This window comes from Novosphingobium sp. (assembly GCF_032093395.1).
Classification (GTDB): domain Bacteria; phylum Pseudomonadota; class Alphaproteobacteria; order Sphingomonadales; family Sphingomonadaceae; genus Novosphingobium.
Genome location: NZ_DAMDBA010000028.1, coordinates 30602 through 54000 on the forward strand (window position 1 = coordinate 30602; position 23399 = coordinate 54000).

The window sequence follows — 23399 nt, forward strand, 5'->3', positions numbered from 1 at the left end:
TATTTCGGGGTCTTTGTGGGCCACGGATAGGCCGATTCTTGAAGCGCTTGTTGTTCTGCTGCACGCGCCGACCACAAGTGCCATTTCGGAAGAATACGGCTTAATGACCGAAGCGCCATCGCAGAAAAAAAGTCGGGGGCCATCGGTATTACAAAAGCATCGCTGGTTGTAAAAAGATTCTGGTTTAAAGCGCCCAGACTGGGACTCATATCTACCAAGATGTAATCTGCATCGACAGATGCTGCGGTTAGATCCAGTAGCCATCGCAGTGAACCGGGAATATTTTGCAATGCTGCAAGGGATGTGGAAAGTTCATGCGCGATGGCAAGCTGGCTTTCGTACTCTGCAAGCCCGACATGACCCGGAAGTACGAATAATCCCGGACAATTGACGATTTCCTGAAGCTTGACCGGAGCAAGTGGAACTGGGCGTGCTTCAAACGCCGGAGCCAAACCATCTCTTATATTCAAGGGCTGTTGACCGCCCTCAAAAGGGTACACTTCTGAGGCTGAATAGTCCAAAAGAAGCCCTGTAAGATTGCACTGCGGATCGCAATCAACAAGAACCACCTTTTTACCCTGCTTGGCTAACATCCATCCGATGTGGAAAACAGATGTGGTTTTTGAAACTCCGCCCTTGTGGTTAAAAAACGCTATCTGTTTGTGTGTCATCGGTGCCCCTTTTCGTGAAATAATGCTAGGCAGTATTCTCGTTGTAATCAATGGCCTGCTCCCCGCCAGGCATGGGGGCGGCCCATTTTGGGCATTAAAAAAGCGACCTCTGATGACCGAAAAAGGGCGCGTAGCCGTCATTCGGGAAAGTAGCGCAAGCCATTTCGGGAGCGCGAGGGCGATGGCCCTCGCATTTTCTCCCTTTTCTTCGCGCCTCCGCGCTTCAGCCAAGTCTCGGCTGAACAGGCCAGCGGTCCCGGATCAGGTCCGGGACGACGGGTGAGGGAAAGCCTGCTGGCGGATGCGGCTGCGGTTTACTTTCCTGCCACCAGCAACGGCTTCAGATAGTGCCCGGTGAAGGACTTCTTCACCTTGACGATATCCTCCGGGGTGCCCTCGGCGATGACCTGGCCGCCGCGGACGCCGCCTTCGGGGCCCATGTCGATGATCCAGTCGGCGGTCTTGATGACGTCGAGGTTGTGCTCGATCACCACGACCGAATTGCCCTGCTCGACAAGGCGGTGGAGCACTTCGAGCAGCTTGCGCACGTCCTCGAAGTGGAGGCCGGTGGTGGGCTCGTCGAGGATGTAGAGCGTCTGGCCGGTGGAGCGGCGGGCGAGTTCCTTGGCGAGCTTGACGCGCTGCGCTTCGCCGCCGGAGAGCGTGGTGGCCTGCTGGCCGACCTTGACGTAGCCGAGGCCGACCTCGTTCAGCATGTGCATCTTGTCGCGGATGGGCGGCACGGCCTTGAAGAACTCTTCCGCGTCCTCGATCGTCATGTCGAGCACGTCGGCGATGGAGTGGCCCTTGAACTTCACTTCCAGCGTTTCGCGGTTGTAGCGCTTGCCGTGGCATTCCTCGCAGGTGACGTAGACGTCGGGCAGGAAGTGCATCTCGATCTTGATGAGGCCGTCGCCCTGGCAGGCCTCGCAGCGGCCGCCCTTGACGTTGAAGCTGAAGCGCCCGGCCTTGTAGCCGCGCGCTTCCGATTCCGGCAGGCCCGCGAACCAGTCGCGGATCTGGGTGAAGGCGCCGGTGTAGGTGGCGGGGTTGGAGCGCGGGGTGCGGCCGATCGGCGACTGGTCGATCTCGATCACCTTGTCGCAGTTTTCGAGCCCGGTGATCCGGTCATGCGCCCCGGCGACGACGCGCGCGCCGTTGAGCTGGCGCGAGGCGCCCGCCTGCAAGGTATCGATGGTGAGCGACGACTTGCCCGAGCCGGACACGCCGGTGACGCAGCAGAAGGTGCCGAGCGGGAATTCCGCCGTCACGTTGCGCAAGTTGTTGGCGCGGGCGTTCTCGACCACGATCTTCTTGCCGTTGCCCTTGCGGCGCGCCTTGGGCACCTCGATCTTGCGGGTGCCGTTGAGGTAGGCGGCGGTGAGGCTGTTCTTGGCTTTCAGCACCTGCTTCAGCGTGCCTTCCGCCACGACTTCCCCGCCATGGACACCGGCGCCGGGGCCGAGGTCTACAATGTGGTCGGCGGTGCGGATGGCGTCCTCGTCATGCTCGACGACGATCACGGTATTGCCGAGGTCGCGCAGGCGCTTGAGCGTTTCCAGCAGCATGTCGTTGTCGCGCTGGTGGAGGCCGATGGAGGGTTCGTCGAGCACGTAGAGCACGCCCGACAAGCCCGAGCCGATCTGGCTGGCGAGACGGATGCGCTGGCTCTCGCCGCCCGACAGCGTGCCGCTGGTGCGGTCGAGGTTGAGGTAATCGAGCCCGACGTTGTTGAGGAAGCCGAGACGCTCGTTGATCTCCTTGAGGATGGCCTTGGCGATCTGCTGCTGCTGGCTGGTCAGCTTGCCCTCAAGCTCCCCGAACCACGCGAAACCGTCCGACACCGAAAGGCGCGCGGCGTCGGCAATGTCGCTGCCGGCGATCTTCACCGAGAGCGCCTCGGGCTTGAGGCGCTTGCCCTCGCAAGTCTCGCAGGGCTGCGCGGTCTGGAACTTGGACAGTTCCTCGCGCATCCAGGCAGAGTCGGTCTGGATCATGCGGCGGTTGAGATTGCCGATCACGCCTTCGAACGGCTTGTTGACCGTGTATTCCTTCTTGCCGTCCTTGAACGTCAGCGGCACGGCCTTGCCCGCGGTGCCGTAGAGGATGACGATCTTCACCTCCGGCGAGAGCGCGTCCCACGGCGTGGTGAGGTCGAACCCGAAGTGCCCGGCCAGGCTGGAGAGCACCTGCATGTAGTAGGGTGAAGGCGGGTTCGACTTGGCCCAGGGCACCACGGCGCCCTGCTTGAGGCTGAGATGCTCGTTCGGCACCACCAGCTGCGGATCGAACAGCAGCTTCTCACCCAACCCGTCGCAGGCCGGGCAGGCGCCCTGCGGGGCGTTGAACGAAAACAGGCGCGGCTCGATCTCCTCGATCGTGAAGCCGCTGACCGGGCAGGCGAACTTTTCGGAGAAGACGATGCGGTTGGGCGGCAGGCCGGTGCCCTTGAGCGTCTTCTTGCCGCCCTTCCCCTCGCCCTCGCGCCCCGGCACGACGCCATCGGCAAGGTCGATATAGGCCAGCCCCTCGGCCAGCTTCAGTGCCTGTTCGAAGCTGTCGGCCAGGCGGGTCTGGATGCCGTCCTTGACCGCGATACGGTCCACCACGACTTCGATGTCGTGCTTGTACTTCTTGTCGAGCGCGGGGGCGTCCTCGATGGCGTAGAGTTCGCCGTCGATGCGCACGCGGGTGTAGCCCGCCTTCTGCCACTCGGCCAGTTCCTTGCGATATTCGCCCTTGCGGCCGCGCACGACCGGCGCGAGCAGGTAGGCGCGGGTGCCTTCGGGCAGTTCCATCATCCGGTCGACCATGTTGGACACGGTCTGCGCCTCGATCGGCAGGCCGGTGGCGGGCGAATAGGGAATGCCCACGCGCGCCCAGAGCAGGCGCATGTAGTCCCAGATCTCCGTCACCGTCGCCACCGTGGAGCGCGGGTTGCGGCTGGTGGTCTTCTGCTCGATCGAGATCGCGGGGCTGAGGCCGTCGATATGCTCGACGTCCGGCTTCTGCATCATCTCCAGGAACTGCCGCGCATAGGCCGACAGGCTCTCGACATAGCGGCGCTGCCCCTCGGCATAGATCGTGTCGAAGGCGAGGCTGGATTTCCCCGAGCCCGAAAGCCCGGTGATGACGATCAGCTTCTCGCGCGGAAGCTCGATGTCGAAGCCCTTGAGATTGTGCTCGCGCGCACCGCGCACCGTGATGTGGGAGAGACTCATGGAGGTGACGTGTTCCAGATTTGTTCGCAAAGCGCAAGCAGCCGCGACCAGAAGCATTCGGCCTGCAAGGACGGGGCCTCATGTGGGAACGCCCGGCCGGATTGCAACGGTTTGCGCAATTTGGCGGAACACCGCATGTCGCCGGTCGGTCGTTCTATGTCGTTTACCGATGCACCCCTCTGGATGACTTGAATACGGCGTGGTTATGAGCAATAGAGAATGGGCCTGTAAAGAATACCGACTCGCCTTTTGCTTCATGTCTCACTTACTTGATAAAGTAATGTCCAGACATTGCCACCCAGCCGGGACGAGATCGATGGGGCAATTTTAAAGTACATACATGATTGATGAAGTCGGCAACCGCCCTGCGACGTAATCGTTGTTTGGCCAAGACTTCCTTCGTCTATCGAGGTCGCTTTGCAGATCCTGCAACGCGGGCCGTGGGGGCCTGCGCCGAGAGAACCTGCACTCTTGAGCAAACGGAGAAGACAGATGACCAACTTTCGTACCGCATTCGCCGCCATCGGCCTGGTGGCCGTGGCCACCGCCGGGACCGCTACCGCCGAAGTCGTCGTGAAGGACAACTCTCTGCGCGACGTTCCTCAACGCGAAGTCCGCTACAGTGACCTCAACCTCGATTCGCAGGACGGCATCGATACGCTCAACAAGCGGCTGGAAGTCGCGGTTCGCGCCGTCTGCGGCCCGGTCTACACGCATCAACTGGAAGAACTCGACGACATCCACGATTGCCGCGATGCTTCGCGCGATCGCGCTTTCGCCGCGAGAGACGAGCTTCTGGCAACGCGCATGGCCGCGCGTGAAAATCCCGGACAGCTGGCCATGGCCAAGCCGATCGCGATCACTGCCGCACGCGGCCGCTAAAGCATTTTCCACGGCCTGGGAAAGTCGTCGACGGGAGGGCTCCGGTCGACGACTTTCCTTTTCCGGGCGTCCTGCCGGAAAATCGGCAATCCGGCTCAGGCAAGTCCCGGCTCGTCGCTGCGGCCTGCGGTTCGTCGCATCCCTGTTTGCATCCACCCCATCGTCTCGTCACAGAACGCAAGGATCATCCAGGGACGGAGACGGGAAGTATGAAGGGGCCACGAACAGGAGCCGGGCGAATGGTGTTCGCGCTGGCGACGCTGGCGCTTTCCACGCAGGCATTTTCCGGCACGGCGCGGGCCGACGATCCCAACGACCGCATGTCGCCCGAGGACATCGCGCGCGACGCCGCGATCATCCGCAAGCTCAATCGCGATCAGCTGGAATATGTCCGCAAGCGCGATGCACAGTACGCTTCCGGCTGGAAGGCTTATGACCGCGCGAACGGCGGCGGCGACGACCGATATGCCGAGTCTCGCGACGATGAGGACGATTACCAGACCAGCCGCCGGGACTATGCCGACCAGTCTCCCTCTTATGAGTCCCGGGACTATGCCCAGGCCCGTCGCGACTACGAGGCGGACCTGGCACAATGGCGCCGCGACGTGAACGCCTGCCGCGCCGGAGACTATTCGCGCTGCGAGTAGAAATACGGTAGAAGCGGCGAACGAGGGAGAACTACGATGAAACCCAGGTTCACCGTCTCCGGCAGGATCGCCAAACCAATCGGCGACGTTTTCGAAGCCGTCGCCGACCCCGCCTCGCTATCGCACTACTTCACGACCGGCGGCGCCAAGGGGCGCCTGGAAACCGGCACAGTCGTCTCCTGGGACTTCCACGACTTCCCCGGCGCCTTTCCGGTCCATGTCGTGGAAGCGGTGAAGGACCGCCACGTCCTGCTCCGCTGGGGCGGCGACAAGGAGGCCGTCCTCCCCGACGAGGAAGGCGAGTACCGCACCCTCGTCACGCTGGCCTTCGAAATGCTCGATGACGGGCGCACCCTCGTGCAGATCACCGAGGAAGGCTGGTCGGACACGCCCGAGGGCATAAAGGCCTCCTACGCGAACTGCGAGGGCTGGACGGGCATGCTGGCGGCACTGAAGGTCTGGCTGGAGCACGGCGTGAAGCTGCGCGAGGGGTTTTATCGGTAGGGGCTGGGAGATGGGTTTGGTTGCCCGTTTTCGCCCGGAAGCAGTCGTTCTGGAGCAATCTGCAGTTGCAGACGCAGCGCCGCGAGATACGCTAGAGTCTTGGAGCCTAGCTTATGAACCTTATTATCACTGGCGTGCTCTTCAGCCTGGCTCTTTGCGGTCTTGCCTGGCTAGCCAATGTACGGTTCCGAGGCGAAGATCGTCTACCGATGCAGTGGTGGCTGACCAGGGAAGTGACTTGGTCTGCGCCGCGCCCGCTGGCCCTCGCCTTTATCCCCGCACTGGCCTTTTCAGTGTTTGTGAGTCTGATCATCCTGTCTCGCAATGTAGCGCCTCGGGCCGGGCAGGAAGGTATGGTGCTTCCAACCTTCATCGGGATTGGTGCAATGTTCGTCTTTATCCAGATTCTTCACTTCTGGCTGATTGGAAGGACGCTTCTTAAGAACGACGGCTAGCCCGCAATGCCTGTCGTCTGGATGACGAATGTAGCAGGCGGTAGGAACTCTCTTATCCAAGTCTACGCGGCAGTTTCGTCGTCCCGGACTTGATCCGGGACCGCTGGCCGTTCTTTAGGCGGGAGCTTGCAAGCGGGCGCCCAGCCGATAGTCGGGTGACGCTACGCCAGCGGTCCCGGATCAAGTCCGGGACGACGTTCATGCGCTCCGCCCCTTGCCTCACCTGCCCGGCGTCCTAAAAGCGCTAGCCATGAAGACTTCGCTGCTCCTTGCGCCGCTCGCCGCGCTGCTCGCCGTTACCCTTCCCGCAACCGCCCGCGCAGCCGCACCCGCGCCCGCCCCCGCCAGGCAAGCGATAGACGGCGATCGCATCGTGGCCGATGTGAAGACGCTGGCCTCCGATACTTTCGAGGGCCGCGCGCCGGGGACGGTGGGCGAAGAGCGCACCATCGGCTACCTCATCGCCCGGTTCCAGGACATCGGCCTCCAGCCCGCCGGGCCGGACGGCCAGTGGGTGCAGAAGGTGCCGCTGCTCCACACCACGCTCGGTAAGCCCGGCACGCTGGCTTTCTCCGGCCCCAAGGGCGCGATGCCGCTGACGGTCGCCAAGGACGTCTACCTCTCCACCCTGAGGCCGGACGACAGCGCGCGCATCGCGCAGGCGCCGGTGGTCTTCGTCGGCTATGGCGTGAAGGCGCCGGAGCGCGGCTGGGACGATTTCAAGGGCTTGGACCTCAAGGGCAAGGTCGTGGTGTTCCTGGTCAACGATCCCGATTTCCATGCCGCGAAGGGCGAGCCCGCCGCGGGCAAGTTCGGCGGTCGCACGATGACCTATTACGGCCGCTGGACCTACAAGTTCGAGGAAGCCGCGCGCCAGGGCGCGGTGGGCGCGCTGATCGTCCACGAGACCGAGGGCGCGGGCTATGGCTGGAACGTCGTCACCAGCCCCGGCGGCGAGAACTACGACATCGTGCGAGGGGCCGACCAGCTCACCAGCGTCGCGCTCCAGGGCTGGCTGTCGGGCGATGCGGCGACGCGGCTGTTCGCCTCGGCGGGGCTCGATCTCGCCAGGCTGTCGGTGGCGGCGCGCCGGCCGGACTTCAAGCCGGTCGTGCTCAAGGGCGTGACGTTCGACGCCGACGTGCCGGTGGGCCACGAGGAAGTCATGAGCCACAATGTGCTGGCGCAGATCCCCGGCACCGCGCGCAAGGACGAAGTGGTGATGTTCGGCGCGCACTGGGACGCTTACGGCAAGGGCGCGCCGGATGCTCAAGGCCGCATCTACCGGGCGGGCGCCAACGACGACGCGGTGGGCGTGGCCGCCCTCTTCGACATCGCCCGCGTCATGAAGGCGGCTCCGGCGCCGCAGCGCACGGTAGTCTTCGCGGCCTGGACCGCCGAGGAACGCGGGCTGCTGGGATCGGAATTCTACGCCGCCAACCCGGTGTTCCCGATGGAGAAGACCGTCGCCAACCTCACCATCGACGTGCTCCAGACGGCAGGGCTTGCCAACGACGTGACCCTGATCGGCAAGGGGCAGGACACGCTGGAGGACGACATGGCCCGCGTCGCCGCCTCGCAAGGACGCCGGGTGACGGCGGAAAGCCTGCCGGAGCGCGGGCTGTTCTACCGCGCCGACCACTTCTCCTTCGCCAAGCGCGGCGTGCCGGTGATGCTGATGATGGGCATTGCCGGGGCTTCCGATCTCAAGCAAGGCGGCGTCAAGGCGGGGCAGGCCTGGATCGATGCCTATACCGGCCAGTGCTACCATCAGGCCTGCGACGCCTGGTCGCCCGACTGGAAGATGGAAGGCGCGGTGCAGGACGTGGAACTGGTCCGCACGATCGGCGAAGACCTCGCGGGCTCGGCCAGGTGGCCGCAGTGGAAGGCAGGCTCCGAGTTCAAGGCCGTGCGCGATAAGTCGGACGCGGCGAGAAAATAACTCAGGCCCAGTGAACGAGCAGCTGGACGGCGGCGTGGATCACCACCGCGCCGCCCACCAGCCAGCCGGCCAGCCTTACCGCCCGCGCGGTGCCGTCGTCGCGCGCAGTCGGTGACGGCGCCTCCATCCGCGCCGAGGCCGCGCGCAGGAAGCGCGGCGCTTCCTCGACCACGCGCGAGAGTTCGAGCAGCGCCGTCTCCAGCTTGTCCGGCGCGGCCAGGCGCTGCAACCGCGAGGCGACCAGCTTGCCGCGCATCCGCCCGAGCGCTTCCGAAAGGTCGAAGTCCGGAGCGATGCCGGAAAGCACGCCGTCCATCGTCACCATCGCCTTGAAGATCAGCACCAGGTCGGGCGGCAGCACCAGCCCCTCCTGCCGCAGCAGCGGGAAGAAGTCCGCCACCATCGCGTTCAGCACCAGCGCGCCGGTGCCGTGCCGCGACACCAGCCGCTCGGAAGCCCGCAGCAGCTTTTCGCGCGGGACTTCGCCGCTTTCGGACCAGGTCGCCAGCATGTCGGCCACGCCGCCGGGATCGCCGCTGCGCAAGGCGAGGATGAAAGTCAGGAACTCATGCTGGCGACGCGGGCTGACGAAGCCCACCGAGCCGAGATCGAGGAGGGCCAGCCTGTCTTCCGGAAGGCACAACAGGTTGCCCGGATGCGGGTCGGCATGGAAACGGCCGTTGACCAGCACCATTTCCAGCACCAGTTCCGCACCCAGCGCCGCGATTCGCGACGGGTCGATCCCCGCCGCCGTCAGCACCGCCGGATCGCGCGGGGGAATGCCCTCCACATAGTCCATGACCAGCACCTGCTCGCCGGTCCATTGCCAATGGATGCGCGGCACAACCACGCGTTTCAGCGAAACGAGATCGGCGCGCAGCAGGTCGGCATTGCGGCCCTCGTTGGTGAAATCCAGCTCGTCGAGGATCTCGCGCCCCAGTTGCTCGATCATCGCGGCGGGCTTCATCCGGCGCACCATGGCGCTGCGCGCTTCGGCCAGCGCGGCGAGATGGCGCATCAGCCTGAGATCGGCCTCCATCCGCGCGCGAATGCCGGGGCGGCGGATCTTCACCACCACTTCGGTGCCGTCCTTCAGCCGGGCGCGGTGGACTTGCGCGATCGAGGCGGCGGCCAGCGGCTCGCTGTCAAAATGCGCGAAGGCGCTCTCGGGCGCTTCGCCCAGCGCGGCTTCGACTTCGCCGCGCAAGGCTTCGAAGGGGATGCGCGGCGCATCGCTCTGGAGTTGCTCGAAAGCGGCGATCCAGGGGTCCGGCAGCAAGTCGCGCCGGGTGGCGAGAATCTGGCCGAGCTTCACATAGGTGGGGCCGAGCGCTTCCAGCGCCTGGCGCACGCGGGTCGGCAAGTCGCGCGGTTCGGTTCCTTCCGCCGCTTCGCTCTCGCCCAGCCCCAGCCGCGCCGCCAGCGAGTCCAGCCCGAACCGGGCGATCACCGCCGAGACTTCCGCCATTCGGCCCCGGTCCCGCGCGGCCACGGCTATCGACTTGAACATGCCTGACTCCTTCGACCCTGCACAACCTGCCGCCTCGCCACCGGGTTCCGCCCATTGCAAGAATAGCCCCGTGGACAGCGCCGCCGTCCGGAAGGTAGGAGCGGCACATGGGCGGTAGTTTAACCGGGGCGCTGAGGCCCGCATTCGCATTGGCACTGTCTTGCGCCCTGGCGGCCTGCGGCGGCGGCACGAAGTTCCGTCCGGTCAGCGACACCCCGATCCGCGTCGGCGCGCCCTACAAGGTGCGCGGCCAGACCTATACGCCCGCCGCCCAGCCCGGCTACGACGTCCTGGGCTATGCGACCTGGTACGGCAGCGAGTCCGGCAACCAGGTGGCGAATGGCGAGCGGTTCCAGCCGAAGTGGATCACCGGGGCACATACCACGCTGCCCCTGCCCAGCTATGTCGAAGTGACCGCGCTCGACACCGGCCGCCGCATCCTGGTGCGCGTCAACGACCGCGGGCCGTTCGGGGAAAGCGCCCGCATCATCGACCTTTCGCGCGGGGCCGCGGAGGCGCTGGGTGTGAGGGCCAAAGGCAAGGCGGCCGTCCGCGTGCGCGTGGTGGACCCCACTGAAAAGGACCGCGCCGCCTTGCGCAAGGGCAAGACCGCGCAAGACCTGCCGCCGGTATCGGGCGCGACCTTGGCGAACCTCCAGTCGCAATTCGAGAGCGGCGTGGGGACGCGGTAGAACCGGCGGACAGGTTGAAGAAAGACGCGGAAGACAAACGTCGTCCCGGACTCGATCCGGGACCGCTGGCAGTTCTTCAGGCGAGACTTTGAAGAAAGGCGCCCAGCCGAGAGTTGGGTGACGCGCGGCCAGCGGTCCCGGATCAAGTCCGGGACGACGGATTTCAAGCCTTGGCTTATTCCACCAGACTCACGCCTCTTCCAGCTCCGCGTAAGCCTCTGCTTCCTTGCCGATCAGGATGTCCGCCAGGAACCAGTAGGCCTCGCCCCAGGCGGCGAGAACTGCGTCGGTGGCGACGTCTTCGCCCAGAACTTCGCGGATGGCGGGAAGCAGGGCTTCGGCCACCAGCGGATAGTGCTCGGCCTTGACGCCGGTGTCGACATGGCGCTGCACCATGCGCGCCACCGCGCCGGTCAGGTTCTGGAGCTTGTCCACGTTCTGCGCATAGCCAAGGATCGCCGCGGCCAGCCGACGCGGCTGCTCGCCCGAATCCTGCGCGGCCTGGTCGAACATGGCGCGCACATCCTCGTTCTGGAACAGTCGGCCATACATGCGCGTGGTGATCTCCACGCCGTGTTGCTGGAGCGCGGGCGCGGTGGCCTTGATCGTGGCGATGGTCTGTTCGCTGAGCGGAGCGGCCATTTCGATTCGTCCTCTTAAAAGATGCAAACTGAATGCATCTATACGCCGAACGGAAAAGATGTAAAGTAGGCGCATCATTTATCGGAGACTGGCCTTGCGCCTCACCGCGCACACCGACTACGCCTTGCGCATCCTGCTTCACGTCGCGGTCGACCCGGCGCGGCTGGTCTCCATCGCGCAAGTGGCCGATGCGCACGCCATCTCTCGCAACCACGCGATGAAAGTGGTCAACCTGCTCGGCAATGCCGGTTATCTGGAAACCGTGCGCGGCCGTAACGGCGGCTTTCGCCTCGGTCGTCCGGCGGATCGGATCACGCTGGGCGAAGTGGTGCGCCTGACGGAGCCCAACATCACCCCGGCCGATTGCGGCAACTGCCTGCTTCAGGCGGCCTGCGGCCTTTCCGCGATCCTGCGCCAGGCGATGAGCGCCTTTTTGGCGGAGCTGGATGCGCATACGCTGGCGGATGCAGCGGCTGGGACAAGGCTGCCGTTCCTGCTCGGCGTTCCCGGAGACGCCTAGGCGGCCTGGACGTCCCGCGCCGCCGTCCTCATCTCGGTCTTTCGGGAACTTTCCCCTCCCCGGCCGCGTTCTTCCTCGAAAGAGGAGAGCCTGAAATGAACATCGGAGCCGAAATTCCGTTTCGCCGCAGCAGGTTCGCGCGCAAGACGGGTTCGTTGATCCTGGATCGTCAGCGGGAAGAACATCGCCGCGATCACGAGGACGGCACCGATCCCATGCGTGTGTGGACCAAAGGTCGCTTCCGGTCGAACTGACCGGACCGATTCCCCCTTGTCGGAGCGACCTGACGGCGCGCCGGAGCGCAACTTGATTGCGTTCCGGCGCGTATTCCTGCGCCTTAAGAAATGTCGTATACGTCATTTGCGCAACCCGCCTGATCCGGCGTCCCTTGCGCTTGCACCCCCCGGTTTTCTGCGCTTCAACCTCTCCCGTTGATCATTTCGGCGCGCCCGAAACGTCCTTGTCCGCAATCCGTGGGCAAGGCGTTGCACGTCCTTTTTCCGGACACATTCTTCCGGGTCGCCGAAGCCAGGAGAAAAGAACGATGAAGACCCGGCTCATGGCCGCCGCCGCTCCGCTCGTGCTCGGCGCGGCCCTGCTTGGAGGATTTTCCGTGACGGCACTTGCGAAGACCGCTGCTGCGGCTCCCGCCTATACCGGCCCCTTCGCCAAGCCGAGCACGCTGCCGCTCCATGCCCCGGACTTCACGCAGTACAAGGACAGCGACTGGCAGCCCGCCATCGAGGCCGGCATTGCCGCCAAGCGTGCCGAGATCAAAGCCATCGCCGCCAACAAGGCCAAGCCGACGTTCGAGAACACGATCGTCGCGATGGAGCGTACCGGCTCGCTCTACGACCGGGCCTACAACGTCTTCAGCCAGCTGACCTCGGCCAATACCAACGATACGCTGGATGCCATCGACACCGCCGTCAGCCCGCAGGTTTCCGCGCTCAACGACGACATCTACCTCGACGACGCCCTGTTCGCCCGCGTCGAGGCCGTGCATGACAGCGCCGCAGGCAAGGCGCTGACCGGCGAGGACGCCATGCTGCTGGCGACCACCTACGACAAGTTCGTCCACCGCGGCGCCCTGCTCTCGGCCGAGCAGAAGGTCGAGCTGAAGGCAATGAACCTGGAGATCGCCAAGCTCGAAACCGCCTTCGCGCAGAAGCTGACCACGGCCACCGCCGCCAAGGCGCCGATCTTCGACACCGCCGCGCAGCTCGACGGGCTCTCGCAGGCCGAGATCGCCGCCGCCGCCAAGCTGGCCGCCGAAAAGGGCCATGCCGGCAAGTTCATGCTCGCGCTGGACAACACCACGCAGCAGGCCGCGCTCACCAGCCTCAAGAATCGCGACAGCCGCAAGACGCTGTGGGACGCCAGCGTCAACCGCACCTCGGGCGGCGACCAGTACGACACCACCGGGATGATCACCCAGATCGCCACGCTGCGCGCGAAGAAGGCGAAACTGCTCGGCGCGCCCGACTTCGCGACGTACCAGATGTACGACCGCATGGTGAAGACGCCCGCCAAGGCGATGGAGTTCATGAAGGGCTTCGTCCCCGCCCTGCGCGCCACGCAGGACCGCGAGGCCGCCCTGCTCGAAGCGGCTGCCAAGGCCGAGGGCCAGAACATCAAGCTGGAAGCCTGGGACTGGTCCTACTACGCCGAGAAGGTCCGCAAGGCGAAGTACGACCTCGACGAAAGCCAGATCAAGCCTTACTTCGAAGTCTGGCGCACCCTGGAAGACGGCGTGTTCTATGCCGCCAACAAGACCTATGGCCTGACCTTCAAGCGCCGCACCGACCTGCCGGTCTACCATCCGACGATGCGCGCCTATGACGTGATCGACGCCGACGGCAAGCAGCAGGCGATCTTCTATTTCGATCCCTTCGCCCGCTCCAACAAGCGCGGCGGCGCCTGGATGAACAACTTCGTCGAGCAATCCTACCTGCTGGGCGAGAAGCCGGTGGTGTCCAACACGCTGAACATCGCGCCCCCCGCCGACGGCCAGCCCGCGCTCGTCAGCTTCGACAACGTGGAGACCATGTTCCACGAATTCGGCCACGCGCTGCATGGCTTCTTCGCCAGCCAGAAGTACCCCTCGCTCTCGGGCACCAACACCGCGCGCGACTTCGTGGAGTTCCCCAGCCAGTTCAACGAGAACTTCGCGACGATCCCCGAAGTGCTGAACAACTACGCCAAGCACTACCAGACCGGCGCGACGATCCCGGCGGAACTGATCGCCAAGATCAAGGCGGCAGAGACCTTCAACCAGGGCCTGGGCCTGGGCGAGACGCTGTCGGCGGCGATGGTCGACATCCAGTGGCACCAGCTTTCGCCGGAAGAAGCCGCGCAGCCGCCGATGGCCTTCGAGGCCAAGGCCCTGGCGGCCACCGGGCTCAACACCGACATGATCCCGCCGCGCTACAAGACCCCGTACTTCCGCCATATCTGGGACAACGGCTATGCGGCCGGGTACTATTCGTACATCTGGACCGAGATGCTCGCTCACGACGGCTGGGACTGGGTGGAAAAGCACGGCGGCATGACCCGCGCCAACGGCGACCACATCCGCAAGACCTTCCTCGGCCAGGGCCACACCAAGGACTTCGCGGAACTCTACCGCGACTTCACCGGCCATGATCCGCAAGTCCAGCCGATGCTGGAAGCGCGGGGACTGGCACCCAAGGCCCAGTAAGGACGAGGCTCGCGGGCTGAAGCCCGTCCCCTTTCATCCTTCGTCATTGCGAGCTGCCTGACGACGCGAAGGGCTCCGTTCACGGGAACGGAGCCCTTCTTACATCTCGTCGTCCCGGACTTGATCCGGGACCGCTGGCCGTGAACAACCCACCTCTCCGCGAGGACCTTCCCTGCGAGCTATCGCCTGAAGGATTGCCAGCGGTCCCGGATCAAGTCCGGGACGACGACGATCTTCTAGCCAGTATGTAGCAATCGTTGCCTCGCCCGAAGGCGGGCCTTTCGGCTGGGCCGACGCAACCGCGCCAGACACGAAAAAGCCGCCGCTCCGTATTCCGGAGCGGCGGCTATCGCTTTTGGGGGCGGCACCGGTCCAGCCCCCTAGGCCGGTGCCGCAAACTCTCAGAACTCGATCGAGGCCGATGCCTTGAAGGTACGCGGGCTGCCCTGAAGCAGCTGCGTTCCGAACACCGCGAAGGCCGAGGCCCAGTAGCGCTTGTTGGCGACGTTATCGACGTTGAAGCGCAGCGTCAGCGGCGTGCTGTCGCCCAACAGCGCTACGTACCGCGCACCGAGGTCGAAGCGGGTCCAATCGTTCAGTTCCAGCGTGTTAGCCCGGTCCACCGCCTGCTTGCCGGTGTAGACCACCCGCCCGGTCAGGGTCAGCGCGGGGAGGAACGGCAGATCCCACTCGACGTTGGCGTTGGCGAGCCAGTCCGGCACACCCGCTGCGTTGTTGCCCTGGTCCACGCCGCCGTCGGTGCGCCGCAGTTCCGCATCGGTGTAGGTCACACCGCCGATGACGCGCAGGCCGTCGACGGGCTCACCGTCGAGGGTGAACTCCACGCCGCGGTTACGCTGCTGGCCATAGTTGCCGAACTCATAGAAGCCGGCATTGTCGGCGTCGGGGCGATAGAAGGTGTTGGGCTTGTCGATCTGGAACACCGCGAGGCCCGCATTGAAGCGGCCCATGGCGAGCTTACCGCCCACTTCGTACTGCACCGACTTGACCGGCGCCAGCACCTGCCCGCCGTTGGTGACCGGAAAGTCGATGCCGTTGATGTTGGCCGTGACAGCAGCAGTGGAACCTGGAATCAATCCCTCGATGCGGTTGCCGTAGAGCGACAGCCCTTCCACCGGCTTGATCACGACGCCCACCACCGGCGTGATCGCGTCCTTGTTGTAGCCGCTCGCCTTTGCGCCGTCCGCATAAGAGTAGGAGGTGGTCTTGATCTGCTGAAGGCGCAGGCCGCCGGTGATCAGGATGCGGTCTTCCCAGAAGCCCACCGTGTCGGAGGCGAAGACGCTGGCGACGCGCGTGCGGCTCATCGGGAAAGGATCGTCGACATTGCCGAATACGGCGGCTGAGGGCGGACGCGCGACGACCGGCGTGTCATACAAATTCGTGGCGTAACCGGCCAGCGAATCAAAGGCGTTGCGGTTGACCTGCCAGCTGGCAGACACGCCCATATTGATCTCGTGGCTCACGCCGCCGCCGTTCAGCTTCACACGCAGGCCGGTGGTGGCGGATTCGTTGTTGTCGGTGCGGGGAACATAGGAACCGCTGCCGGTGGCCGCGCCGGTGACGGGGTCGGTCACGCTGATGCCCGCCGTGACCTGGTCCTCCTTGCCGTCGCGCGCGCCGACCTTGGCATAGATCATCGCGTTGTCGGCCAGATCGTATTCCAGGCTGAGGGTGCCGAAGAAGTCTTCGGTCTGGATCTTGCTCCAGGGCTGCGAGTAGTTGGCGTCCGCCTTGGGCACGCGCGGGATGACATCGACGATGCCCACCTTGGGGCGCCAGTTGCTCTGGCGCAGGCGCTGGTAGTTCACGTTCAGCATGGCGCGCAGCGGGCCGCTGTCATAGTCGACCGTGCCGCCCAGCACGTAGCTGGAATGGAACTCGTTATCGATGGCGATGTCGCCGCGCCGGGCCGAGCCGTTGACGCGCACGCCCCATTCGCCGTTCGGGCCGAAGCGACGGGCGACGTCGAGCGCGCCGGAGAAGTGCGAGTCCGAGGTATAGCCGACCGTCGCGCGGATCATGTCGCGCTCCGCCTTCTTCGGCAGCAGGTTGACGCTGCCGCCGATGCCGCTGCCGCCGGGCGCCGCGCCGTTGAGGAAGGCGCTGGCGCCGTTGATCACCTGCACCGAAGAGAACAGCTCCGGCGCCACCAGCTGGCGCGGGGTGATGCCATAGAGACCGTCGAAGCCGACATCGTCCGAAGCGAGTTCGAAGCCGCGGATCACGAAGACTTCGCCGGCGATTCCGAAGCCCAGGGTGGTGCGGATGGTCGGATCGTTCTCCAGCACTTCGCCCAGGCTGTCCGGCTGCTGGTTGAGGATCAGCGCTTCGTTGTAGGCGCGCAAGTTGAACGGAATGTCCTCGGCCGCCTTGTCGCCCAGTGCACCCAGGCTGCCATTGCCGCTGACTTGCGTCTGGTTCGCCCGCTGCGCGGTGACGAGAATGTCGTCCGCCGGGGCCGGTGCTTCTTCCGCGAGAGCCGCGATCGGCGCGAGCAGACTGGCGCCGGCCAGGAGAAGCGCCGAAAAGCGGATGGAACTGCTGGCTTCGATCGACATGGCTTGATCCCTGAAAACGATTTCATCCTAGGGCAATTCTGCCCGAGGCGATTTTCACGCGCCATGACGCATATGCGAATGCGTTGCAATAGCCCGAAAGGGAGTGTCGGATCGGAGGCCTAGAACTGTTGCCGGAAATCCACGGCCAGCGGCGCAGGGGCGCCGATCGAAAGCGCGCGTTCGCCGGGTTCGCCCAACCAGTGTGCCGGGCAGTTCCACACCCTGCTGACTACCTCATGCGAAAGCGCCATTTCCGGCGGCCCTTCCGCCTCCACCCTGCCCTTCGCCAGCACCAGCACCTGATCGGCATGGTTCATCGCCGTCGCCAGGTCATGCAGCACGAGGACCACGCCCTTGCCAGCCCGCGCCTGCTGGCGGAACCGCTGCATCAGCGCCGCGCCGTGGGCAAGGTCGAGACTGGCGAAGGGCTCGTCCGCAAGCAGCCAGCCGGGCTGGGTCGCCAGGACGCGGGCCATCAGCGCACGGGCACGTTCGCCGCCCGAGAGCGTGGAGACCGGCCGATGGCGCAAGTCCTGCAGGTCCATCGCGGCGATGGCGTCCTCGATCGCGGCCTGCGTTTCGGTGGCGGGGGCTCCCCGCCAGGGCAGGCGGCCGAGCGAGATCAGCACTTCCACCGAAACGTCCCAGGCCACTTCGGGCGACTGCGGCAGGTATCCGATCCACTGCGACCGCTGCGCGAGCGAAACGGCGGTGAGCGGACGCCCGCCCATCACCGCCTGCCCGGCGTCGGGCCTGATCAACCCTGCAATCACCGAAAGCAGCGTGGACTTGCCCGCCCCGTTGGGGCCGCAGATCGCGGTGACCATACCGCGGCGGCAATTGAGCGAAACCCCGTCGAGCCGGCCTGCCACCGTCACGTTCTCGGCCCCGAAGCTCATGCCACCATCCCCCGCCGCATCCGCAGCAGCAGCCGCAGGAAGAACGGCGCGCCAAGCAGGCTGAGCGCGATGCCCAGCCGCAGCTCTCCGCCCGCGAGCGGCAGGATGCGGCAGAGACAGTCCGCGATGAGCAGCAGCAGCGCTCCGGCCAGGGCGGATGGCAGGATCAACGAGGACGGCTTGCGGTCGGTCATCGGCCGCACCAGATGCGGCACCATCAGGCCGACGAAGCCGATGATCCCCGCCACCGCCACGCCCGCGCCGACGACCAGCCCCACGCCCACGATCATCAACACCTGAAGCCGCAGCGGCTCCACGCCCAGCGAGCGCGCGGCCATCTCGCCGAGGGTCATGGCGTCAAGGTCACGCCCGACGTAGAGCAAGACGCCGACCCCCGCGAGCGTGAGCGGCGCCGCGATCCAAACTTCCCGCCACGACCGGTCGGCCAGCGAGCCCATCATCCAGGTGACGATCTCGCTCATCGCGAAAGGCGACGGGGTGAGGCTGATCGCCAGGCTCATCAGCGCGCCGGCCAGACTGGACACCATGAGCCCCGCCAGCGTGAACAGCGCCACGCCGCCGCCGCGCCCGGCGATCAGTGCCAGCAGGGCCATGGCCCCGCCCGCTCCGATCAGCGCGAAAACCGGCAGCATCCAGGGGGCCGAGGCATAGCCGGTCCAGAAACTCAGCACCGCGCCCAGCGCTGCGCCCGGTGCAATGCCGAACAGGCCGGGGTCGGCCAGCGGATTACGGAGGTACCCCTGCATCGCCGCGCCCGACGCACCCAGGCCAGCGCCCAGCACGAGCGCCAGCACCGCGCGCGGCATGCGCAATTGCAGGAGGATGATCGAGGCGCTGTGCAGTTCCGGCGCCAGGGGATTGATCCAGACGCGGCCCGCCAGCAACGACAGCGGCACCGCGATACAGAGCGCGATGGCCAGCAGCAGGACGAAACGCAAGTTCATGGCCGGGGTGAAGACGTCCCTGCACGCGGCGCCTGTGAGAACGCCTGCGACAAGACGTAAGCCCGGTGAGCCGCCGCCAGCTCGTCCAGCGCGCGCGGAATGGTCGGTCCGCCACACCACAGGATGGAACGGCTGAGCTGGAACCGCCGGGTACTCTTCAGCGCGGAAAGCGCCGGATGGTGCAGCATTCGATCCTCCTCGGCGAGCGGATCGCCCACCGCGAAGACCACGCGCGGCGGGTCCGCCAGCACGTTCTCCAGAGGCAGGTAATCGGCCTGGGAAAGACCTCGCGCGCCGGCAACATTCGTAAAGCCGGTGTGCCTCATCATGTCAACGATCAGGGTCCGGTCGCCGGCCACCAGTCCACCGGATTCCCACACCAGTGCCGGAACCTGTCGCCATGCCGACGGCGGCGCGTTGCGTGCCACGGCAGCGTCGATCCGCGCGACGAGCTTTTCGCCTTTTTCGGGATGGCCCGTCAGCCGGGCCAGTTCGCGCACCTGCTCCCGCGCGGAGGCGAGGTCCGGGGCGATCGGCATTTTGATCAGCCGGTAGCCCAGCCGCCGGAACGCAGCCTCGCTGGCAGGATCGAGGAAGGCGCTGGCGACCACCACGCGCGGATGGATCGTCGCCACTTCCTCCACCGTTCCCGCGATCGCGCGGAAGCGTCGTGCCTCGGCCATGGGCATGGAGCTGCTTTCGGGGTCGTGGCTATAGCTGGAGATCGCCAGCAACTGCCCCGGCCCCGTCACTTCGGCCAGGATCGCATCGGTGCAGGGGTTGAGCGAGACGATCGTCGGGGCGCCAGTCGGGACCCCTTCGCGCGCCGGTTCCGCGGGGGCGGCCTCGGTGGTGCCACCGCCCCCGCAGCCCGCCAGTATTGCCGAGCCGACCAGAGCCAGCACGGCAAGGAACCGCCGGGCCTTGCGCCTGCCCCGTACAACCGCGGTCGTCAGGGCAGACGACAGGATCACATCTTCACCCGGACCCCGGCATAAGCCGCGCGTCCGGGTGTGCCATATGTCCGCACGACTTCGTAATGCTCGTCGAACAGGTTCTCGATACGGCCGTAGACCTGGATATTCTGCGTCACATCATAGGCGGTGCGCAGGCCGACCACGAGGTTTCCGCCGAGATAATTGACGTTGGCGACATCATCGTAGCGTCCGCCGCCCACGCGCAAGTCGGCACCCAGGCGGAAGCCCGCCGCCCAGCGCTTGTCGAGGCTGGCATAGAGGTTGGTCTTGGGGCGACGGGCAAGGCGTGCGCCGGTGATCTCGTTGGTGGCATCGAGGTAGGTGGCCGAAAGGCTCATGTCGAAGCCTTCCCAGTCGGTAACCTGCATGCCCAGTTCCACGCCCTTGGCGCGGGCGCGGCCGACATTGTAGTAGTTCCACGCGGCCAGATCGTAGTCGATCAGGTTCTTCGTCTTGCGATCGAAGTAGGTGACCGAGAAGGTGCCGTGGCCATCCGCGAAGGGCTGCTCCACGCCGACGTCCCAGGACTTCGACGTCTCGGGATCGAGCGCGCGGAAGCCGGCGTTGGTGTAGAGCTGGTAGAGCGAGGGCGCCTTGAAGCCCTCGCCATAGCTGGCGCGCAGGATCGGGGCTTCCTCGCTGCCGCCGATCACCCAGGCACCGTTGGCCGAGAAAGTGGTCTTGCTGCCGAAGTCCGAATTGTCGTCATAGCGCACGCCGCCGTTCAGCGTCAGGCCGGTGACCGGGCGCAAGGTGACCATGCCGAAGACGCTGTCGATCGACGTCGAATCCTTCGAGCCGTAGTTGTCCGAGAACTTCTGCTTCTCGGTCTCGGCGCCGACCAGCACGCTGACCATGTCGATCGGGCTGTAGGAGACCTGCCCCTCGAAGCGATCGTTGCGGCCGTTGGTGGTGAAGGGACCGAACACCGCGTCGTCGGAGATGCGGCGCGTATCGGTAAGGCCGTAGCCGAGCCGCGCGGTCAGGCGGCCGTCGAGGCCCTTGTAGCGCAAGTTGGCATAGCCCACGGTGTCGCGCTTCATGCCCACGTTCAGGGCGTCGGCACCGGTATTGTCGTAGTCGTAATTGGCCTTGGTCCAGTAGGTTCCGGCGTCGGCGGAGAAGCCGTCCAGGATCTGCACTTCGGCGCGGGCATTGGCGCTCTTGCTTTCGAAGCCATCCTTTTCCTGGCCGCCGCGGCGCTCGTTGAAAGCGGAATAGCCGTCACCCTTGAGCCAGTTGCCGCCCAGCGTCAGCCCGACCGGACCCACTTTGCCCGCTGCCGAGGCGCCGAGCTGCTTCTGGTCGCGCCAGCCATATTCGGCCTGGCCGCGCGCGGTCCATTCCTCGGTCGGGCGCGCGGTGATGAGGTTGATCACGCCGCCGATCGCGCGGCTACCCCAGAGCACGCCGGAGGATCCGCGTACCACTTCGATGCGGTCGAACTGGCCCACGGCCAGGCTGCCGAAGTCGAAGCCGCCGCCCACGTCGCCCGGATCGTTGATGCGCACGCCGTCGATCAGGACCAGGCTCTGCGCGTTCTCGGCGCCGCGGATGAAGACGCTGGCCGGCTGGCCGAAGCCGCCCGACTGGGTGAAGGTCACGCCCGGCAGGCGCGCCAGCACGTCGGTGGCGGTTACCGCCTGGGTGCGTTCGATATCCTCGCGGGTGACAACCGAGACGGACTGGCCGATCTGGCTCGTGGGCGTTTCGATGCGGGTCGCGGTGACGACGATATTATCGATGGCCGCTTCGTCCGCCAGTGCGGCGGTGGCAAAGGGCGTCGAGACCGCGAGTGCGGTCCCCAACAGAAACAGGTATTTCACGCGTATTCCTCCAACCTGAACGACAAGTGCCGTCCATGGCGGAGCCGCGCGCCTTTCCTCATGCGCACGGGCTCGCTGCAAGCCGGGACACCCCGCCCGGCTGCGGAACGACCGTCACGGGCAGGTCTCCTGGCTCCCGGATCGTCGCGCCGCCCTCCGCCTTCCCGGTTTGACCCAGTGGCATCGCGTGGAAGGGGCGCTCCCCGGTCACAGTTGCGGGGGCAGCTTTTCGACTTGCGCCGAAATTCCCTCTAAGGGCCCGGCTCCGGGCCACCCATGACGTAGCGCGCGGAGTACTGGGCCGCGCGGGGATTGGCAAGCGGGGCGCTTGGGTGGTTCCACGGTATCGCCGGGGGAAATCGCAAACAGACTCTTAAGCGATTCAGCGTATCCCCCGCGCCTGTACCGCTTCGGGACGCGCCGATCTCGGTGGATGCCGCGAAGGCGAAAGCAGGATAGGCGCAAATGGCGCCCCATCGAGATGCGCCGAGAGGATCCGAATTGACCGCCACCGCCCGTCCTTCCTGCACCGAAACCTGGGAGCCGCGCCCGCGCGACTTCCAAGGCAATTTCGTGCGCGGCGGACGCCGGCGGCTTCAGCGCAGACGGCAGCGCTGGACATTCGGCGCGGCCGGGCTGGTGGCGATCGCCCTGCCCGCCTTCGCCTCTCCGCCGCTCACCGCGTGGGATGGCTTGACGGTCGGCGGCGACATGGCGGCGAACCAGCCGGTGCTACCCATGCCTTTCGAACAGCCGGGCGCCAGCTTCCCCGGCTCGGCCTATTACTATCTCGAAGCCGAGCAGCCGGTGCTCAAGGTCGGGGAAGGCATTCATTCGGATGCAGAAGGCGGCGCCATCGGCCCCGTCGCCCGCGCTCTCAGGATCGACAATTCCGGGGGGGACCGCAGCCGCGCGCTCCAGTGCCTCACTGCCGCGATCTATTATGAAGCCGCCAGCGAGCCGGACGGCGGCCAGCGCGCGGTGGCGCAAGTCGTGCTCAACCGGCTTGCCCACCCGGCCTATCCCAAGACCGTCTGCGGCGTCGTCTACCAGGGGTCGGAGCGGCCGACCGGCTGCCAGTTCTCCTTCACCTGCGACGGTTCGCTCGCCCGCGCGCCGCAGCGCTACTTCTGGCGGCGCGCCGAAGAGGTGGCCCATGCCGCGCTGTCGGGCCAGGTCTATGCGCCGGTCGGGCTGGCCACGCATTATCATACCATCCAGATCAGCCCCTACTGGGCGCCGAGCCTCCATTACCTCACGACGATCGGCGCGCACCGTTTCTACGCCTTCAACGGCGCGGCCGGAAACCCGGCCTCGTTCCGTTTCGCCTATCTCGGCGGAGAACCGCTCGCCGCGCCGCATCGCCGCGACGATTCCGCAGCCAGCGCCCTCGCCAGCGCCGTGCTCGACCCACTGGCCGTGCAGCGCACATTCGAGGGTGCCGCGCCCGTTCGGGCAGAGGCCGTCGCAGTTCCGACGGTGCAGGCCGCACCTTCCGGCCCCATCTATTCGAACCCCGCCTATTCAAACGATGTGCGCGAACGGGGCGGCGAGGATCTCTACCGCGCGCGCAATCTTCCCGAAGCTACCGGCGTGCGCCCGGAATACGCCAATTCCGGAAAATGGATCGCGCAGCCCCGCCCTTAAGGAATTCCCAAGCATCGGCCGCAAGATTTTGGCAACCATACGCTCTCATCAAGGCTTAGCGGCTCCATCCTATAACCGGCCGGGAAGACGCCACCCCTGAGCGTCTTGAAGAAGAG

The 23399-nt window shown here is 65.7% G+C and carries 19 protein-coding genes and 1 riboswitch; of the genes, 10 read left to right on the plus strand and 9 right to left on the minus strand.

Annotation, left to right across the window (positions count from 1 at the left end; translation table 11 throughout):
• Both RT424_RS11520 and uvrA read right to left on the minus strand, forming a co-directional pair.
• Nucleotides 1-671: ParA family protein (locus RT424_RS11520; protein WP_313437956.1), on the minus strand; the 671-nt coding region annotated here is incomplete at its 3' end.
• Nucleotides 672-985: 314 nt separating this feature from the next.
• Nucleotides 986-3892, minus strand: coding sequence for an excinuclease ABC subunit UvrA (uvrA, locus tag RT424_RS11525; RefSeq protein WP_313437959.1), 2907 nt, complete (start codon nt 3890-3892; stop codon nt 986-988).
• 492 nt (nt 3893-4384) lie between these two features.
• Between uvrA and RT424_RS11530 the strand changes: the two genes are divergently transcribed.
• The 5 genes from RT424_RS11530 (at nt 4385) to RT424_RS11550 (ending at nt 8322) form a co-directional block, all read left to right on the plus strand.
• Nucleotides 4385-4774, plus strand: a complete 390-nt coding sequence (locus tag RT424_RS11530; RefSeq protein ID WP_313437962.1) for a UrcA family protein — start codon at nt 4385-4387, stop codon at nt 4772-4774.
• A 239-nt stretch (nt 4775-5013) separates the two neighbouring features.
• Nucleotides 5014-5421, plus strand: coding sequence for a hypothetical protein (locus RT424_RS11535; RefSeq protein WP_313437965.1), 408 nt, complete (start codon nt 5014-5016; stop codon nt 5419-5421).
• 36 nt (nt 5422-5457) lie between these two features.
• Entirely contained in the window at nt 5458-5925 is a 468-nt protein-coding gene (locus tag RT424_RS11540) for an SRPBCC domain-containing protein (RefSeq protein WP_313437968.1), read from the plus strand.
• Between the two features lie 113 nt (nt 5926-6038).
• Complete coding sequence (locus RT424_RS11545) at nt 6039-6380, plus strand: hypothetical protein (RefSeq protein ID WP_313437970.1); 342 nt, start codon at nt 6039-6041, stop codon at nt 6378-6380.
• Between the two features lie 250 nt (nt 6381-6630).
• Nucleotides 6631-8322, plus strand: a complete 1692-nt coding sequence (locus RT424_RS11550; RefSeq protein WP_313437972.1) for a M28 family metallopeptidase — start codon at nt 6631-6633, stop codon at nt 8320-8322.
• A gap of 1 nt (nt 8323) precedes the next feature.
• Here RT424_RS11550 and RT424_RS11555 read toward each other — a convergent pair whose 3' ends face one another.
• Complete coding sequence (locus RT424_RS11555) at nt 8324-9832, minus strand: AarF/UbiB family protein (protein ID WP_313437975.1); 1509 nt, start codon at nt 9830-9832, stop codon at nt 8324-8326.
• A 107-nt stretch (nt 9833-9939) separates the two neighbouring features.
• On the opposite strand from RT424_RS11555, the gene RT424_RS11560 reads away from it, so the two are divergent.
• The gene (locus RT424_RS11560; protein WP_313437978.1) at nt 9940-10524 is read left to right on the plus strand and encodes a septal ring lytic transglycosylase RlpA family protein; all 585 of its coding nucleotides are present in this window, start codon (nt 9940-9942) and stop codon (nt 10522-10524) included.
• A gap of 189 nt (nt 10525-10713) precedes the next feature.
• Here RT424_RS11560 and RT424_RS11565 read toward each other — a convergent pair whose 3' ends face one another.
• A complete protein-coding gene (locus tag RT424_RS11565) occupies nt 10714-11166 on the minus strand; it encodes a globin domain-containing protein (RefSeq protein WP_313437981.1) in 453 nt (150 codons plus the stop codon).
• A gap of 94 nt (nt 11167-11260) precedes the next feature.
• On the opposite strand from RT424_RS11565, the gene RT424_RS11570 reads away from it, so the two are divergent.
• The 3 genes from RT424_RS11570 to RT424_RS11580 all read left to right on the plus strand — a co-directional run bounded on the left by RT424_RS11570 (nt 11261) and on the right by RT424_RS11580 (nt 14387).
• Nucleotides 11261-11686, plus strand: coding sequence for an Rrf2 family transcriptional regulator (locus tag RT424_RS11570; RefSeq protein WP_313437984.1), 426 nt, complete (start codon nt 11261-11263; stop codon nt 11684-11686).
• Nucleotides 11687-11781: 95 nt separating this feature from the next.
• A complete protein-coding gene (locus RT424_RS11575) occupies nt 11782-11940 on the plus strand; it encodes a hypothetical protein (protein WP_313437987.1) in 159 nt (52 codons plus the stop codon).
• 290 nt (nt 11941-12230) lie between these two features.
• Nucleotides 12231-14387: a M3 family metallopeptidase gene (locus RT424_RS11580; RefSeq protein WP_313437990.1), complete on the plus strand. Its 2157-nt coding sequence runs from the start codon at nt 12231-12233 to the stop codon at nt 14385-14387.
• Nucleotides 14388-14788: 401 nt separating this feature from the next.
• On the opposite strand, the gene RT424_RS11585 is transcribed toward RT424_RS11580, so the two are convergent.
• The 5 genes from RT424_RS11585 to RT424_RS11605 form a co-directional block, all read right to left on the minus strand.
• The gene (locus RT424_RS11585; protein ID WP_313437993.1) at nt 14789-16969 is read right to left on the minus strand and encodes a TonB-dependent receptor; all 2181 of its coding nucleotides are present in this window, start codon (nt 16967-16969) and stop codon (nt 14789-14791) included.
• Nucleotides 16970-17088: 119 nt separating this feature from the next.
• Nucleotides 17089-17868, minus strand: coding sequence for an ABC transporter ATP-binding protein (locus RT424_RS11590; RefSeq protein ID WP_313437995.1), 780 nt, complete (start codon nt 17866-17868; stop codon nt 17089-17091).
• On the minus strand, nt 17865-18833 hold the full coding sequence (locus RT424_RS11595; RefSeq protein WP_313437998.1) for an iron ABC transporter permease: 969 nt from the start codon (nt 18831-18833) through the stop codon (nt 17865-17867). Before RT424_RS11595 ends, RT424_RS11590 begins: the two co-directional genes overlap by 4 nt.
• Nucleotides 18830-19807, minus strand: a complete 978-nt coding sequence (locus RT424_RS11600; protein ID WP_313438000.1) for an ABC transporter substrate-binding protein — start codon at nt 19805-19807, stop codon at nt 18830-18832. Before RT424_RS11600 ends, RT424_RS11595 begins: the two co-directional genes overlap by 4 nt.
• A complete protein-coding gene (locus RT424_RS11605) occupies nt 19804-21636 on the minus strand; it encodes a TonB-dependent receptor domain-containing protein (RefSeq protein WP_313438003.1) in 1833 nt (610 codons plus the stop codon). The genes RT424_RS11600 and RT424_RS11605 overlap by 4 nt, the downstream gene beginning before the upstream one ends.
• 101 nt (nt 21637-21737) lie before the next feature.
• Nucleotides 21738-21929, minus strand: a riboswitch (cobalamin riboswitch).
• 208 nt (nt 21930-22137) lie between these two features.
• Between RT424_RS11605 and RT424_RS11610 the strand changes: the two genes are divergently transcribed.
• Complete coding sequence (locus RT424_RS11610) at nt 22138-23283, plus strand: cell wall hydrolase (protein WP_313438006.1); 1146 nt, start codon at nt 22138-22140, stop codon at nt 23281-23283.
• Nucleotides 23284-23399: the final 116 nt, after the last annotated feature.